Origin of the sequence: Pseudoalteromonas sp. MMG010 (assembly GCF_018100905.1) — a bacterium.
Classification (GTDB): domain Bacteria; phylum Pseudomonadota; class Gammaproteobacteria; order Enterobacterales; family Alteromonadaceae; genus Pseudoalteromonas.
The window spans coordinates 43,729-56,102 of the sequence record NZ_JAGJEG010000012.1; the positions used below are offsets into that span (position 1 = coordinate 43,729).

Annotated in this window: 15 protein-coding genes; 4 read left to right on the forward strand and 11 right to left on the reverse strand. The window is 38.8% G+C overall.

Going from position 1 to position 12,374, the window contains the following annotated elements:
• The first annotated feature begins 37 nt into the window (after positions 1-37).
• Together J8L70_RS12535 and J8L70_RS12540 are read left to right on the forward strand one after the other, a co-directional pair.
• Positions 38-445 (forward strand): MerC domain-containing protein, encoded by a 408-nt coding sequence (locus J8L70_RS12535; RefSeq protein WP_211055935.1) that lies wholly within the window; start codon positions 38-40, stop codon positions 443-445.
• Between the two features lie 300 nt (positions 446-745).
• Positions 746-1,192, forward strand: coding sequence for an Hsp20 family protein (locus J8L70_RS12540; protein ID WP_211055936.1), 447 nt, complete (start codon positions 746-748; stop codon positions 1,190-1,192).
• 73 nt (positions 1,193-1,265) lie between these two features.
• On the opposite strand, the gene J8L70_RS12545 is transcribed toward J8L70_RS12540, so the two are convergent.
• A complete protein-coding gene (locus J8L70_RS12545; RefSeq protein ID WP_211055937.1) occupies positions 1,266-1,718 on the reverse strand; it encodes a cytochrome c in 453 nt (150 codons plus the stop codon).
• Positions 1,719-1,811: 93 nt separating this feature from the next.
• A complete protein-coding gene (locus J8L70_RS12550) occupies positions 1,812-2,282 on the reverse strand; it encodes a DUF2721 domain-containing protein (protein ID WP_211055938.1) in 471 nt (156 codons plus the stop codon).
• A 184-nt stretch (positions 2,283-2,466) separates the two neighbouring features.
• Here J8L70_RS12550 and J8L70_RS12555 point away from each other — a divergent pair, with 184 nt between their 5' ends.
• Positions 2,467-4,668 (forward strand): S9 family peptidase, encoded by a 2,202-nt coding sequence (locus J8L70_RS12555; RefSeq protein WP_211055939.1) that lies wholly within the window; start codon positions 2,467-2,469, stop codon positions 4,666-4,668.
• Between the two features lie 31 nt (positions 4,669-4,699).
• Here the strand turns inward: J8L70_RS12555 and J8L70_RS12560 are convergent, their stop codons facing one another.
• From J8L70_RS12560 to J8L70_RS12575, 4 genes are all read right to left on the reverse strand, one after another.
• Positions 4,700-6,187, reverse strand: a complete 1,488-nt coding sequence (locus J8L70_RS12560) for a HAMP domain-containing sensor histidine kinase (RefSeq protein WP_211055940.1) — start codon at positions 6,185-6,187, stop codon at positions 4,700-4,702.
• A gap of 10 nt (positions 6,188-6,197) precedes the next feature.
• Positions 6,198-6,926: a response regulator transcription factor gene (locus J8L70_RS12565; protein WP_211055941.1), complete on the reverse strand. Its 729-nt coding sequence runs from the start codon at positions 6,924-6,926 to the stop codon at positions 6,198-6,200.
• A gap of 64 nt (positions 6,927-6,990) precedes the next feature.
• Positions 6,991-7,719, reverse strand: a complete 729-nt coding sequence (locus tag J8L70_RS12570) for a spondin domain-containing protein (protein WP_211055942.1) — start codon at positions 7,717-7,719, stop codon at positions 6,991-6,993.
• 10 nt (positions 7,720-7,729) lie between these two features.
• Positions 7,730-8,431 carry a spondin domain-containing protein gene (locus J8L70_RS12575; RefSeq protein ID WP_211055943.1) on the reverse strand — a complete coding sequence of 234 codons (702 nt, stop codon included), beginning with the start codon at positions 8,429-8,431 and terminating at the stop codon, positions 7,730-7,732.
• A 230-nt stretch (positions 8,432-8,661) separates the two neighbouring features.
• On the opposite strand from J8L70_RS12575, the gene J8L70_RS12580 reads away from it, so the two are divergent.
• Positions 8,662-9,096, forward strand: a complete 435-nt coding sequence (locus J8L70_RS12580; RefSeq protein WP_211055944.1) for a YqaA family protein — start codon at positions 8,662-8,664, stop codon at positions 9,094-9,096.
• Here the strand turns inward: J8L70_RS12580 and folX are convergent.
• The 5 genes from folX to J8L70_RS12605 all read right to left on the reverse strand — a co-directional run bounded on the left by folX (position 9,093) and on the right by J8L70_RS12605 (position 12,367).
• Entirely contained in the window at positions 9,093-9,452 is a 360-nt protein-coding gene (gene folX, locus J8L70_RS12585) for a dihydroneopterin triphosphate 2'-epimerase (protein WP_211055945.1), read from the reverse strand. The two genes, J8L70_RS12580 and folX, sit on opposite strands and share 4 nt — an antisense overlap.
• Positions 9,453-9,456: 4 nt before the next feature.
• Positions 9,457-10,011, reverse strand: a complete 555-nt coding sequence (gene folE, locus J8L70_RS12590) for a GTP cyclohydrolase I FolE (RefSeq protein ID WP_211055946.1) — start codon at positions 10,009-10,011, stop codon at positions 9,457-9,459.
• 20 nt (positions 10,012-10,031) lie between these two features.
• Complete coding sequence (gene folM, locus J8L70_RS12595; protein ID WP_211055987.1) at positions 10,032-10,751, reverse strand: dihydromonapterin reductase; 720 nt, start codon at positions 10,749-10,751, stop codon at positions 10,032-10,034.
• A gap of 101 nt (positions 10,752-10,852) precedes the next feature.
• Entirely contained in the window at positions 10,853-11,689 is an 837-nt protein-coding gene (gene nadE / locus J8L70_RS12600) for an ammonia-dependent NAD(+) synthetase (protein WP_211055947.1), read from the reverse strand.
• A gap of 54 nt (positions 11,690-11,743) precedes the next feature.
• Entirely contained in the window at positions 11,744-12,367 is a 624-nt protein-coding gene (locus J8L70_RS12605) for a DUF480 domain-containing protein (protein WP_211055948.1), read from the reverse strand.
• Positions 12,368-12,374 lie beyond the last annotated feature (7 nt).

Below are 12,374 nucleotides of genomic sequence, written 5' to 3' on the forward strand. Positions count from 1 at the left end.
TTACAAGCATTTAACATGTTGATTAATAGAGGAAATAATGAAATCTAGTCAAAGTTTAATGGATCGCATGGCCATTGGGTTGTCGTTAATGTGTACAGTGCATTGTTTTGCAACGCCTGTGATTTTAGCTATGTTGCCAAACTTAGCTGCTTTGCAGTTAGATAATGAGCAGTTTCATTTATGGATCCTTGCTGCTGTTTTACCTACCAGCTTATTTGCTTTGAGCTTGGGTTGTAAAAAGCATAAGCGTTCACGCTATATAGTCGCAGGTGTGACCGGATTAGCCTTTATGATATTTGCAGTGTTACTTGGCAATGAAGTGGCCGAAAAAGCATTAACACTGATTGGATCTGCTTTTATTGCGGTAGCGCATTGGTTTAACTATCAACAATGCTATAAGAAAAATAAAGAAGATTGCCCGTGTTCTGGTAGTGAAGTTAGCTAAATAAATTGTTAATAATTAGTCACTTAGATAATTTTTTATAAATTATCTAAGTACTTATTGTTATTTAAAGAGTGTTACTTAAACAATGTTTAAGAACACTCTTTTTTTTACTGTTAATTTTACCGCCTAAAAAAAATTTATAAATCTGCCTTGAAATGCTTTTTTCTATCCTTATATCTTTAAGTAGGACGCCTGATGGGTCCTATGAAAAACCAATTAAGTTTAATTTTTAATTTTTTGTCTAACTTGTTCAACCGAAAAGTTTTGACAAATATATCGCTTAAATATGAGGATATTATTATGCGTACAGTCGATCTATCACCACTTTATCGTTCATTCATTGGCTTTGACCACCTTGCATCTTTAATGGATGCGGCCGCTCGAACCGATAAGCAACCAAGTTTTCCTCCATACAATATCGAAGCACTCGATAATGATAAATACCGAATTACAATGGCCGTTGCTGGGTTTAGCGAAAACGAATTAAGTATTGAGTCTGAAAATAATACTTTGAAAGTCTCTGGTACTAAGGCAAATAAAGATGAAAATAGCGAACGTAAATTTATTCATCAAGGCATTGCAGAACGCAATTTTGAACGAAAATTTCAGTTAGGAGATCACGTTAAAGTACTAGCCGCAGGGCTTGAAAATGGCTTGCTAAGTATTGATTTAGAGCGTGAGATACCTGAGGCATTAAAACCTCGAAAAATACAAATTGGCGCTGGTAACCTAATAGAAGGAAAGTAAAACCAGTACACTGATTCTCCCCTTATAGTGTTAAACCCGCAGCTGTGAAAATAGTTGCGGGTTTTTTATATTTTTAATCTTTAAATTGTTTGTGACAATCTTTACAGCCTTTAGCCCATGCACCAAATGCTTTTCCAATTTTAGCTTTTTCGCCAGTTTGCGCAGCAAGTGCTAATTTATCGGCGTTTTCAGCAAATGCAGCGGCTTTTTTTACAAATGCTTCATTTTCGCTCCAAATAGCAGCAAGGGCTGAAGTATCGCCTTTATCAGTGCCAGCATAAAATGCTTCCCATGGCATTTTAGATAATGCAGCGGCATTATTTGCACGCATTTTAAATTGTTCTGCATCAAAAGGTACTTTGCCTTTTAGCATGGCACCCATATCACCAATTTGTACCGAAATCATAGAAAATGCAGCTTGGCGGTACTTAATCGCATCGCTTGGTTCTTTAAATGCGGTGTTTGCAGATACGCTAAGTGCGCATGTAGATAGTAAAATACCCGTAATAAGTTGTTTTATTTTCATGTTTATTATCCTGTAAATGATTCTCGACTCTACCATTTGTATATGAGGGAGTGCTTTAATTCAAGAAAAAGTCGTTCAATCAACAAATATCTATTATTCACTGGTATCTATATCGGCAAATATCATGCCTCGGCGCATACTTCGGGTTGCTAAAAACACTTCGCCTAATAATGATAAAAATGAGCAAATAAGTAAGGCCATTGCAATCACAAAGCAACTACCAATGGTGATCCCTAAATTAACAGATTGTATATGTGATAAAAAAAGCAGCATAACAACAGCTGAGACTAAAAGTGCACTTAATACGCTCATACTAAAGGCGATATGAATACACCGCGAACGCTTTAATAACGCGCGTAATTCGGTGGTGAGCGAGTGGTTAAATTCTTCATCTAGGCTTACTTTTAATTTGCGCTCAAGCTGGCGGGCTCTATCGGTAATACGTGCCAAGCGATTTGAAAGAACACCGAGTGTTGCAGCAATACCTGTAATTAAAAAAACCGGTGCAACGGCGGTTTGTATTACTTTTGCCATGGTTAAAATGTTGATGACTTCGTTATTCATTTTCCCTCTTACAATCAAATATAAAATTGGTACATAAAATTATAGATTATCTGAGATTGACGTGTGATGAAAACGATAAAAATTAATTTTTACATAGCTTCACAAATATCATTACGAAAGCACATTCTTTTAGGTATATTAAATTTAAAATCACACGATAATAATATAATAAGGATTTGACCTGATGAAGCACGCCTCTTTTACTCTTACTGCTTTAACTATTGCGGTGTTAGCGGGTTGTAGCGAAGCCCCTACAGAGACTAAAAACACCCAAATAAACACTCAAACAGATACTGAAAAAACGACGATGCAAGCACAAAAAATAGTAGACGCAGTTGCGCCAATAGCAAAAAAAGTACCTCATGAAATGACTATCCATGGCGATACCCGAGTGGATAACTATTACTGGATGCGAGACGACGAGCGCAAAGCTGCTGATGTTATTAACTACCTTGAGGCCGAAAATACCTATACCGATGCCATGCTTGCGCATACCGAAACGTTCCAAAGTGAGTTGTTTGAAGAATTAAAAGGGCGTATTCAAAAAGACGATGATTCGGTACCTATTAAAAGAGGTGACTATTTTTATTCATCGCAAACACGTGGTGATAACGAATACCCGGTATATGTAAGAAGTAGTGATTTTAAAGGCAGTGATCTAACTGTGATTTTAGATGTAAATGAACTTGCTAAAAGCCATGATTATTACGCTGTGAGTCGTTTATCAGTAAGCACTAATGGCAATTTAATGGCCTATGGTGAAGATACTGTAAGCCGTCGTATTTACACGATAAAAGTAAAAGATTTAACGTCAGGTAAGTTACTAGAAGAAACCCTTGAGGGGACAAATGGCGGGGTTGTTTGGGCAAACGATAATAAAACTTTTTATTACATTAAAAAAGATTTACAAACCCTGCTGGGCTATCAAGTTTATCGCCATACGTTAGGCACGCCTCAAAGTGATGATGAGCTTATTTACGAGGAAACGGATAGCAGCTATTACATGGGCTTGAGTAAAAGCAAAGATGGCTCTGAGATTTATATTTGGCATAGCAGCACTGCGGCTTCGGGCATGTCGGTATTAAGTGCAGATGATGCTAAAGCGATGCCTAAGCGTTTTATTGAACGTGAAGCCGATCTTGAATACAGCATCTCTAAACTGGGTAATACTTATTATATTGTCACTAACTTAAATGCGGTTAACTTTCAGCTGATGAAAGTGGAGGCAGATAAAGCGCACGATAAAGCTAATTGGCAGAGTGTTATTGCTCCACGTGATGATGTGAAGCTTGAAGATATTGATTTATTTAACGATTATTTAGTTTATCAAGAGCGTGAAATGGGGCAGTCACGCCTAGTTGTACGCCATTTAACAACCGGCGAAGAGCAAGTATTAGGCTTTAACGATAGTGCATATACGATTGCAAGTTACGGTAATAACGACATAAATGCTGATACGCTACGCGTTTATTATAGCAGCATGACGACACCGTCGACCTCTTACGATATTGAGCTAAAAACCGGTAAAAAAGAGCAGCTTAAACAGCAGGTTGTTTTAGGTGACTTTAACGCGGATAACTATGCCTCTGAGCGTATTTTTATCAGTGCTCGTGATGGTGTTAAAGTACCTGTTAGCTTGGTATACCGTAAAGATTCGTTTAAAAAAGACGGCACTAATGCGTTATTGCAATATGGTTATGGCTCATATGGGGCAACCATCGATCCTACTTTTTCGAGTGCTCGACTGAGCTTATTAGACCGAGGCTTTGTATTTGCTATTGCACATATACGTGGTTCACAAATGCTAGGTCGTCCATGGTATGAAGACGGTAAATTATTTAATAAAAAGAATACCTTTAATGACTTTGTTGATGTGACTAAATCGCTGGTTGAGCAAGGCTATGGTGCAAAAGACGAAATATTCGCTTTAGGCGGCAGCGCGGGAGGGTTATTAATGGGGGCGGTTGCAAACCAAGCGCCCGAATTATACAAAGGAATGGTTGCTGCTGTGCCATTTGTTGATGTCGTGACGACGATGCTTGATGCGAGTATTCCGCTGACTACAAACGAGTATGGTGAGTGGGGTAACCCAAATGAGAAAGGCTATTATGATTATATGCTGTCGTACTCACCTTATGATCAAGTGTCGAAGCAAGCATACCCAAATATGTTAGTGACAACCGGTTTACATGACTCGCAAGTACAGTATTTTGAGCCTGCTAAATGGGTTGCTAAGCTGCGTGATTATAAAACCGATAACAATAAGTTATTGTTTAAAATAGATATGGAAGCAGGGCATGGAGGGGCATCGGGTCGCTTTAAGCGATTAGAAGATACCGCACTTAATTATGCCTTTATGCTTGATTTAGCCGGTATTAAAAAATAACGACTAAATAGTTAAACATGGCAAAGGTGCTTTACGAAAGCACCTTTTTTTGTGGCAAGTTAAAGGTAAATAAAGTGCCTTTGCCGAGTGTACTTTTCACTTGGATTTCACTATCCATTAATTGCAGTAAACCTTTACAAATGGCAAGCCCTAATCCACCTTGCTGGCGTCCTTCATTGTTTGAGTTAGAAGCTTGATAGTGTGGGTTAAAAATAGCGTGTAACTCGTCTTCTTTGATACCGATACCGGTATCGGCAACATTAACAAATAGTTGTTGTTCGTCGTTTTTATGCACTTGCACAGCGATACTACCGCCTTTGGGAGTGTGGCGAATTGCATTATCGATTAAGTTACTCAGTACGCGTTCGAGTTTTGCTATATCAGCAAATACAGGAAAATCACAAATTGCTGGCTCTACCGATAAATTAATTCCTTTGTTTTCTGCGGTAATACTAAATTTGGCAATACAGTCATAAATTAATTCGCCTAAGTTAAAGGTTTCTTTATGAATATTAATATCGCCGTTTTCTAAATGAGCTAATTCAAAAATTTGTTCAATAAGTTGTTTTAATTGCTCGCAGTTATTTAATGATACGTGTAAATACTCTTGCTGCTCTGTAGGGCTTAGTTGGTTGAGCGATTGGCTCATCACTTCTAAAAATCCTTGCAATGATGCAAGTGGGGTGCGTAAATCATGAGATAAATGAGTAAGTAGCTCTTTGCGTTGTTTGTCACTTTGCTCTAACGCTTTAAATTGCTCATTAATACGCGTAAGCATGGCTTGAATACTGCGTTCTAAGGTATGTACTTCGTTGTTTTTTTGATGTGAAAACTGACTTAACTGGGTGTCGGTTAAGGTGTAATCTTTGGCTTCTATTTCGCTTACTTTATTGGCTAAACGTTGTAATGGGTTGGTAAAAAAGCGCAATAAAATCAGCATGGCTATCATTAAAAATAATAACGCTGAACCGAGCCATAAAGCAGTAAGCCAAAGTTGGTCGTTACTTTTTATATTATTTAAAGAGGTATCGTATGCTTCGCCACCAATAATAACGTACAAATACCCTTGTAGCTGATTGTGATTAAACACCGGGGCTGCAGAAAATATTTTTGTCTCGTTGGTGTTTCGAGGGTTATCACCATACACGGGAGCGCTGCTCGCTCCATTAATTAATTTTTTTACAGGCTCTAAATTAATATGACTGCGCTTTACTTTCCCAGGCTCTGCTGAGTATGTAAGGATTTGTCCGTGAGTATCCACAAAATAAAATTCAAACGCTGGGCCTAAAATCATTAAGGTATGAAATAGGTTTTCTAGCGCATTGTAATCATATACCCCTTCTTTTATTAAAGGGTTATCTTGTACTAAATGTTCAGCTAATGATAAATGTAAGTTTTGCTCGGCATGATGTTTTGAGGTGAGCTCTAATTGCTTGCTCCAGTTATAAACAATAACGCATATAAAGCAAAATATAATAACAATAGAAAGTGATAGTTTTTGATACAAAGAAAACTTCATTATTAAAGCCTTAGCTTGTTAATTGACTTGGATTTAGCTTGTAGCCCACGCCCCAGACTGTTTCAATACAAGGGCCTTGGTGATGAAGCTCTAACTTGGCGCGTAAGCGATTTATATGTGAGTTTACAGTGTGTTCATAACCACTGTGTTGGTATCCCCAAACTTTATCGAGTAACTGTTGGCGGCTAAACACATGGTTTGGATGGCGTGCAAAATAAACTAACAAGTCGAATTCGGTGGCGGTTAAATTAAGTGCTTGTTTATCTAAGTAAACTTGATGGGAACTAAACGCGATATGTAATAAGCCAATATCAAGAGTTTGCTCGTTGTCTGTGGTGACGCTTTCGGGATTTTGGGCGCTAAGTAATAGTGCACGATGCCTTAATTGTGTTTTTACTCTTGCTTGTAATTCTCTGGCAAAAAAAGGCTTACAAATATAATCATCTGCTCCCATTTCTAAACCAATGACACGGTCCATGTCACTGCTTAATGCGGTGAGTAAAATGACCGAAATAGCCGGGTAATGTTCTTTTATTTTACGACATAAACTCAGTCCATCCATTTGTGGTAGATTTATATCGAGTAAAATTAAGCCATAAGGCTGTTTGGCGATTCTTTTTAGTGCAAGTTCGGCACTCACAACATGGTCAACATGTAAATTAAGTGCTGATAATTGTGTTGTTATTAGTTGACCTATTTCTCTGTCGTCTTCGACTACCAGAATTTTTTCGTGACGCATGTATTACCTCGTAAAAAAAAGGGGACATCCGTGTCTCTCCACTTCCCCATTACAAGCTGGTATTTTACTGTGTACGCGTAACAACTATTTTAGACACTGGATTATCAAACTTTTGATCTGCACCTAGTGCAGAGGTTACTAAACCATCTTGGTTTGACACAATGCCTGGATGCATCGTGATCACATCGTTAATATCGTCACGTAATTCGTTAAACCCTTCACCGCCTGCGGCAGGGCCCGGCACAGTTTCAGCTGTTTCTGTATTTGCTTCAGTACCTGCATCATAAGCAAATGTGGTGTTCGAAATTGACTCACCTACCGCTAATGAAGATACATCTACAGAACTAAGACCGGTAAAAGCATCATTTGTATTCCCAAGCATGGCTGCAAATGACAAATTAAGTGTTTCAAGTGCTTCTGTTGTAATAACAACGCTTGTTGTTTCGCCTGGTGTAATTGCACCTTCAGCTGATGCACTTGCTAATGCCGAGCTAAAAGCAAGGTATTCTTCGTTTGCACCACTTTCTGCTAGCATTTCTAAACCAACAGAGGCGCTAGTACCAAACATCCATGGCGCTTCGGTTTCAAAAGCAATAACCGATAACGGTGATAAAGGTTGGCCAGCCGTTAAATTACTAAATGTAATTGTAAACTCGCTCATTACTGGTGCTGGTTCAACAACGTCCACGACTTCAGGAACACTGTCGTTATTATCGTTGTCGCTACAAGCAGCAAGTGTGGCTGCCAGCATTAGTACCAGCGCGCTTTTCTTAAAATGATTAGTAGATGACATGGGAGCACTCCTACTTAACTGTAACGGTTAATTTAGCAACTGGGTTTAACCATCTATGTACTGTATTGTCTAAATCACTGTTACCTGCTTCTAGCTCGTCATCACCTAAACTACCTGGGTGAATATGAACCATTGTATTTGTATCGGCTATAATAACACCGCTACCGCCTGTACCTGCATCACCACCTGGTGCCGCTGGAATGCCCAGTACGCCTGGCGCGCCTGAACCTTCAACAACAAGCTCATTATTTGCTTCTGTACCTGCGTCATAACCATTTAAATATACTGTGTATGTACCGGCTTCTGTTGGTATTTTCCAACTATCAAGACCTACAAAGCCATCGTTTGTTGGTAATAGCATTGCCGTTAGTGACAAGTATTCATTGCCATCGGTGGTCATTAATTCTGCAGAGGCAGATGTTGCTGGTGCTAGTAAGCCTGCAGCTGGGTTTTCAACTACATCACTATTTGACGCGGTTGCTTGTGTAACAAGCGCTGAAATATCACCGCCTTCAGCCATTGCTTGAAGTGCTGTTGATGCTTCTGTTGCTACTTCAAATAATTTATCTTCACTGTCATGTGCAGTGATTAAAACTGGGGTAAAGTACAAACCTTTTGTTAGGTTAGTAAACTCAACTTCTAGCTCTGCTGCAAGAGTTGATTGGCTTGCTACTGCAAGTAAAGTTGCCATTGTTAATGTTGAAGCTTTCATTTTTTATTTCCTGTAATTGATGGTTCGAGTGTAAGTATCGAATAGCAACCTCAAGAAACTCTCACAAAGTTATCACATTTTTATCACAACTATTTTTACTGTGAATTGTTTGTGATATGACAAAGTAAAGTGCAAGTAAAACAAGCACTTTATGCACTAACTATATTCAGCTTAGATTTTTATATGGTATGGTATTTTGGCTTTGTATTTTATTTTTTTAACAAGGGCTTATGCTATACCTTACGCTTTTTTTAACCGCACTTGTGTCGGCTACTTTATTACCCAGCTCATCAGAAGTGTTAATGACAACCATGATAACCCAAGGGCAAGTTAATTTATTTTGGCTTTGGTGTGTGGCTACGCTGGGCAACGTTTTAGGGAGTTGTATAAATTATTGGCTGGGTACGCAAGTTGTGCGGTTTCAAGATAAAAAATGGTTTCCGGTATCTGAACAAGCATTAACCAAGGCAAAACAAAACTTTGATAAATATGGTGTGTATAGTTTGTTGTTAGCGTGGGTGCCTATTATTGGCGATCCACTCACGGTGGTCGGCGGTATATTTAGGGTAAGGTTTGTAATATTTTTAGCGTTAGTCACGTTTAGCAAAGGCGCGCGCTATGTGGCGGTATTGGCCTTTGCTGTTGGGTTAGATCGGGTTATTTAACTTTTAAGCCAATCTAATGTCAGTGAAACTGAGTCGGCAAAGCGCAAAGCATGAGGTTTATCAACCCGTGCTTTTGCATAATGTACGCTAGGATGCGAGTGGCAAATAGCAAGAATTTCAGCAACCAGTTTTTCGAGTAATAAAAAGTGACCTTGCTCAACTAAACGAATGACTTCTTTTGTGATCACTTTGTAATTTAAAGCTTGCTCTACTTCGTCGCTTGCACATGCTTGATCCCCAGGGTAGTGAATCTCTAAATTAATAATCACATCTTGTTTTTTTTCGCGTTCATCGGGGTTAAAGCCAATGAATGTTCGTAACCTTAAATTGGTTACATTAATTATTGCATTGGCCATTGCGTTAACCCTTAATCAACTGTAAAAACTCGTTACGCGTTTTTGAATCGCTTCTAAAATTACCTAGCATAACTGAGGTACGCATACTGGAGTTTTGCTTCTCTACACCGCGCATCATCATGCACATATGTTTTGCCTCAACAATAACCCCAACGCCCTTCGCGCCAGTAATTTCTTCTACCGCTTTGGCTATTTGATGCGTAAGTTGTTCTTGAATCTGAAAGCGGCGCGCATACATATCAACAATACGGGCAAATTTAGATAAGCCAAGTACTTTTCCGTTTGGGATATAGGCAATATGACAACGCCCTATAAAAGGCAGTAAATGATGCTCGCACATTGAATATAACTCAATGTCTTGTACCAGTACCATGTCGTCTGCATCTGAACTAAAAATGGCATTGTTAGTAATCTCATCCAGTGTTTGACGATAACCTTGAGTAAGATATTCCATTGCTTTAGCCGCACGTTTAGGTGTGTCTTGTAGGCCTTCTCTATCGGCATCTTCGCCTACAGCGGTGATAATGTTTTTATAACTTTGCTTTAGTTCATTGTGCATAGGATTCTCAGTATTAGGTGTTATTTTAAATGGCGTCCGCCATCAACAGCAATCGAACGACCAGTTATATAATTACTTTTTAACAATAAATCGATGCTGTCTATAATTTCTTGGCATCCTGGTTCAATGCCCATTAATGATTTTTTTAAGGTCTTTTCGCGGTACTGTTTATCATCATCTTTATTAAATATGATGAGTGACGGCGCGATTGAATTTACTTTAATACTTGGTGCAAATTTAGCACTAAATGATTTTGTTAAATTATCTAATGCTGCTTTGCTGGCTGCGTATGCGATATGTTTAGGGCTACCTGTATCGACAATATAATCAGTGAGGTGAATTATATCGCTGGGCGTTGTATGTAAACGTTCGTAAGTCAGCAATAGATCAGCACATTGAAGATTAATTAAATAAGGCACTTTTGCATGAATATGCATCATATTTTCAAATAGAGCAGGGAAGTCAGGGTTATTGGCTTCACAATCCCAGCTCGACGCATTATGTATAATAGCCCGCAAGCTGCTGGCATGCGTTGCTAGTTGCTGTGTAAATTCGATAATACTGTCGTTGTTATTAAAGTCAGCATATAAGCAAGTCGCACCTAATTTTTCGAGGCGTTCGACTGCTTGATGGCGCGTACGGTATGTGGCGATAACCGAGTGTCCTTGGGCAATTAAATGCTCAGCAACGGCAAGACCAATGCGTTGCGCTGCTCCTGTAATTAATATTGGCGAAGTCATGGCCATATTGTTCTCAATGTATAGATTGGTTAATAAAGGCGGTTTAAACAGCTAAAACATTGTTGTAAATATAGCGCATAAAGTTATGCGCTATATTTGACCTAAACTTGATCATAAACAGTGGGAATTGCTTGGCGTTTATGTTGAGTACGTAAGTAAATCGAAATTAACTTTTGCTCAGCTTGCTCATCAACGGGCTTGCCTTCTAAAAAGTCGTCAATTTGGTCATAAGTAAGGCCTAAGGCTTCTTCATCAGTAAGGCCTGGACGATCGCTTTCTAAATCGGCGGTAGGGGCTTTTTCTACAAGTGCTTTTGGTGCTTCTAATGCGCTGGCTATTGCACGAACTTGTCGTTTAGATAAACCAAATAATGGAGCTAAATCACAGGCGCCATCACCAAATTTAGTATAAAAACCCGTTATATTTTCTGCACTGTGGTCTGTACCAACAACTAAACCATGACAAAAACCGGCTATTTCGTATTGTGCAATCATACGCTGGCGAGCTTTTACATTGCCTTTTATAAAATCGACTTTAGCTTGATCTGGTAGCGCAATATTATTGTCGCTAAGGGTTGCAATTGACTGCTCGTGTAAAGCATCGGCTGCGGGCTTAATATTAACAGTCATGCGTAATGTTGGCTGTATAAAGTCGACTGCAAGTTGCGCTTCATCTTCATCAGCTTGAACGCCATAGGGTAGGCGTACAGCAATAAATTTATATTTATCAGTATTATATTCGCTATTTAATTCATCTACTGCAATTTGACATAAACGACCGCATGTTGATGAATCAACGCCACCGCTAATACCTAGTACTAATGAGCAGGCTTGTGCATCAATTAAACGGGCTTTAATAAAGTTTACTCGACGAGTGACTTCTGAATTAATATTGATTGATGGCTGTACTTTCATTTCAGCCATTATTTCGGCGCGCATGGCCAGCTCCTTTTTAGTCTATTATTTATTATTATCTGATGTAGTGTGTATGAATTAAAGTCCTAAATGGCTTTTAATTTGCAAAAGTTGTTCTTTTAGCTGATCAACCTGTGCTTGTAATTCATTTAACTCATCATTATGTAATTGTGCGGTTATATCACTTTCAGCTGGATGTATGTCGTCTTGATCGCAGAATAAATGTGTATAACGACTTTCTCGTTTCCCAGGCTCTCGAGCTAATTTTGCAACATAACCGTCGTTAATTAAACTCTCTAGCGCATTTTCAACGTCATTCACATTATTAAAATCAGCTAATCGGCTGCTGCGCGTTCTTATTTCTCCAGGTGTTTGAGCACCTCTGAGTAAGAGTAAACATATAATCGCACGTTGTTGTTGTGTAAATTGCAAATGGCTAAATTCAGAGTTACAAAAACGGTGATCGTATTTAGTAACGCGCCCGCCAAGGCCTTCATCTGTTGTTACTACTCGTTGAGTTACTAACGAATCCAATGCATTTTGCACATCGCTTTCGGTTAAATTCATAACTGGATCGCGGTTCGACTTTTGATTACAGGCATTGGTTAATGAGTTTAAAGATAACGGGTAATGCTCAACCGTAGTACTTTGTTTTTCTAATAAGCAACCGATAATACGTTGCCCTATTGCTGATAACTGCATAGTGTGC

Coding starts and splice junctions, on each gene's coding strand:
- folE (WP_211055946.1), bottom strand. CDS start 10,011: ATGCACAATGAACTAAAGCAAAGTTATAAAAACATTATCACCGCTGTA.
- J8L70_RS12580 (WP_211055944.1), top strand. CDS start 8,662: ATGCTATACCTTACGCTTTTTTTAACCGCACTTGTGTCGGCTACTTTA.
- folX (WP_211055945.1), bottom strand. CDS start 9,452: ATGGCCAATGCAATAATTAATGTAACCAATTTAAGGTTACGAACATTC.
- J8L70_RS12575 (WP_211055943.1), bottom strand. CDS start 8,431: ATGAAAGCTTCAACATTAACAATGGCAACTTTACTTGCAGTAGCAAGC.
- J8L70_RS12565 (WP_211055941.1), bottom strand. CDS start 6,926: ATGCGTCACGAAAAAATTCTGGTAGTCGAAGACGACAGAGAAATAGGT.
- J8L70_RS12550 (WP_211055938.1), bottom strand. CDS start 2,282: ATGAATAACGAAGTCATCAACATTTTAACCATGGCAAAAGTAATACAA.
- folM (WP_211055987.1), bottom strand. CDS start 10,751: ATGACTTCGCCAATATTAATTACAGGAGCAGCGCAACGCATTGGTCTT.
- J8L70_RS12540 (WP_211055936.1), top strand. CDS start 746: ATGCGTACAGTCGATCTATCACCACTTTATCGTTCATTCATTGGCTTT.
- J8L70_RS12555 (WP_211055939.1), top strand. CDS start 2,467: ATGAAGCACGCCTCTTTTACTCTTACTGCTTTAACTATTGCGGTGTTA.
- J8L70_RS12535 (WP_211055935.1), top strand. CDS start 38: ATGAAATCTAGTCAAAGTTTAATGGATCGCATGGCCATTGGGTTGTCG.
- J8L70_RS12560 (WP_211055940.1), bottom strand. CDS start 6,187: ATGAAGTTTTCTTTGTATCAAAAACTATCACTTTCTATTGTTATTATA.
- nadE (WP_211055947.1), bottom strand. CDS start 11,689: ATGCGCGCCGAAATAATGGCTGAAATGAAAGTACAGCCATCAATCAAT.
- J8L70_RS12545 (WP_211055937.1), bottom strand. CDS start 1,718: ATGAAAATAAAACAACTTATTACGGGTATTTTACTATCTACATGCGCA.
- J8L70_RS12605 (WP_211055948.1), bottom strand. CDS start 12,367: ATGCAGTTATCAGCAATAGGGCAACGTATTATCGGTTGCTTATTAGAA.
- J8L70_RS12570 (WP_211055942.1), bottom strand. CDS start 7,719: ATGTCATCTACTAATCATTTTAAGAAAAGCGCGCTGGTACTAATGCTG.